General features: G+C 28.5%; 2 protein-coding genes. Both read right to left on the reverse strand.

The features are described from left to right. Positions 1–1,489: condensation domain-containing protein (locus GOQ29_RS10935; RefSeq protein WP_350446015.1), on the reverse strand; the 1,489-nt coding region annotated here is incomplete at its 3' end. Between the two features lie 38 nt (positions 1,490–1,527). Beyond that, positions 1,528–3,216, reverse strand: a 1,689-nt coding sequence (locus GOQ29_RS10940; protein ID WP_252187600.1) for a condensation domain-containing protein, incomplete at its 5' end; no start/stop codon positions are given.

Below are 3,216 nucleotides of genomic sequence, written 5' to 3' on the forward strand. Positions count from 1 at the left end.
CATCTTCATAAACAAGAGCTATCTTTTCTGGAGTTTTAGCAACTTGTTCTTCAAAATATTCTATGACAGTCTTTTCTGAATATACATCATCTTTAATACTACTAGGATTAAAGTCCTTTATAACCTTTTCTCTTTCAATCTTGTCTATCATATTTAAAGAACCTATATTTTCTCCTGGATTATTCACTATCTCTAGTAATAAATAATCTAATCTTTCTAAGATAAGTTTTATCTCATGAGCCGAGTATTTACTGGTATTATATAAGATATCAAAGGTTAAAGTATCTTTAACATCTACTCCTATACAAATATCATAATTTGTTTCTTCTCTTCCTGATTCTTCAATAATTTCAAAATCCATAGATAAATCCATTTCCGAATTTGATACATAATAATTTTCAAAAACAAACAAAGTATCAAAAAGTTGCCTTTCTATGGAACTTTGTTTTTGTATTTCACTTAAAGCATAATAATCATATTCTTGACTTTCAATAGCTTGTCTATCCATATCTTTTAATAAATCTATAACCTTGATGTCTCTAGTAGATCGTACACGTACTGGAACTGTATTTATAAATAAACCAATTGCATTCTCAATATTTTTTACTCTTGCATTACGACCCGAAACTACCTTTCCAAAGACAACATCATCACAAGCATTATATTTTTGTAATAATATCCCCCATGCCGTTTCTACTATTCTATTCAAAGTCATATTATGCTTTTTAGCAAAGTCCATGACTTTCTTACTTCTATCTAAAGTCATACTATGAACTACACAATTCCCCTCAGAGTTCGTTGGTTCACTTTCCATTGGAATAATATCTGCTACTGTATCATATCCAGATAGCAGGTTTCTCCAATAGTTTAAAGCTTTCCTATGATCTTGCCCCTGTAACCATTTAATAAAATCACCATAGGATCCAACCCCTTTTTTCTCTATAAGAACTTTATCTTCTAATTTTTCATAGTCTATGCCCTGATTCAATAATTCATAAAATCTAAAAAAATCACCTATAAGAATAGAATTACACCAACCATCTAAAAGTATATGATGGGAACTCCATAATATAACATATTCATCTTTGGTTATTTCTATAAGAGTTATACGAAGAAGACTATCACTTTCTAAATTAAAATCTCTTTTAACATCCTCCTCTTTAATAGTTTTTAAGACATCAGATCTTTCACTTGTGACTACATCTTGAATACTTTTCTTTTGTATTTCAATTTTTCTATTTTTCAAAACTACTTGCCATGGCTTTCCCGTAGATTTTGTTATAACTATAGCTGTTCTTAAAGCATCGTATTTTAAGGAGAGTAAAGATATACTTTTTCTAATATAATTCTCATCAATCTTCCCCTTTAATGTAAAAGAGTTCTGAATAAAGTAACTGGAATCCTCACTATTCTTTAACTTTTCAAATAAAATCCCTTCTTGAAGGGGAGATAGAGCATAAATACCTTGAATATTCTTCTTATTTTTCACTACTAATCTCCTTTCATATTTTCTATTTAGCAATTTTTCTAACTAAAAATATCCATTATATCCTCTAATTCCTGAGCTTCCATATCTGAAGCACCAAAATCTGACAATGTAGCTATTCTTTCCTCTCGACTACAGCAGTACTCAATAGTTTCGATTAATGATTCAATATATGAGTTACAGAAATTCCTTATGCTATCTCTAGTAAATTTACCTTCTTTATAATTCACATATCCATATAATTTATCATTATTTAATTGTATATCAATACTTATATCATGAGGAAGTTCATTTTCCTCTGCTATAGTTAAACCTGAACTTATGGAAGACATATTGAATATACTTTCTTCTTTTATATTAAGATTCATATCTCCCATATAGTTAAAAGCAATAGAAGGTATTGATCTTCTTTCTTCAAGCTTTCTATATTTCCATAATGCATATCCAATTCCTAAGTTAGGAACCCTTCTTAGCATCTCCTTAGTTTCTACTAAATTCTCTTCTAAAGTATCATAGCTTTGTAAATAAATTGGATAAATGCTTGTAAACCAGCCTAAGGTTCTATCTAGATGAATATTTTCATCAATATCATTTCTACCATGACTTTCTAAATCTACAGTAATTCCATCCATACCTTTCCACCTTTTAATTGCTAACATTAGAGAAGTTAATAATACATCATTTATATTCATATTATAAGCTTCTAATGATTCGTAAATAAGCTTATGAGTAATATCAGAATCAATTTCTAAACTTTCATAATTATAATTTCCCTTAGATAAATTAATTTCTCTTGGTAGTTGAGTATTATCAATATGAGAATATATGTCTTCCCAATATTTACTTTCCTTTTCAAATTTAAAACTTGATGAATATTCATCTAACATTTTTGACCATTGTTTATATGATGCTGTTTTACTTGGTAAAACTATTTCCTTATTTTCTTCAGCTAGATTATAACCTAATAAAAGATCTTCCAATAAAATTCTCCATGATACACCATCTATAACAAAATGATGAATCGCTATCAATAAATAATCGCCCTTACTCGTCTTAAATAATCCAATTTTCATTAGTGGACCATTTTCTAAATCCATAGTTCTTTGAATTTTAGTACATTCTTCTTTAATTCTATATTCAAGATTTGTCCAATTACTGCTATCAAAAACCTTAAAAGTATATTTCTTACTTTCATTCATTGGTAAAATAACTTGATTATTTTCTTTTAAAACAACCCTAAGCATATCATGAACTTTTACTAAAGCATCTAATGTCTTCCTTAAAGCAGATTCAGACAGTGACTTTTTGCTTTCTAATATTACAGCCTGATTATAATGATTCCTATTAGCTAAATTCCAATTAATAAATGTCTTTTGAATAGAAGTTAAATCCACCTCTCCGTTTACCTCTCCTTGTTCATACTGAATTGTTATTTCTTTTATTCCTTTAGCTAAACTTTCCACACAATGTAAAAGCATAATATCTCTAACAGAAATCTCATAACCTAATTCCCTAGCTTTTGATACCACTCTAATAGCCTTTATAGAATCGCCACCTAGTTCAAAGAAATTATCCTTTATCCCAACTTGTTTAACACCCAAAACTTCTTCAAATATATTACAAAGAATCTTTTCAACATCAGTAGTTGGAGCTACATATTCATCTTTTCTTACATATTCAATTTCAGGTAAAGATCTTTTATCAACTTTTCCATTTACAGTTAATGCTAT

The sequence above is a fragment of the Anaeromonas gelatinilytica genome (assembly GCF_016820635.1).
In the GTDB taxonomy this organism is placed as follows: domain Bacteria; phylum Bacillota; class Clostridia; order Tissierellales; family SIT17; genus Anaeromonas; species Anaeromonas gelatinilytica.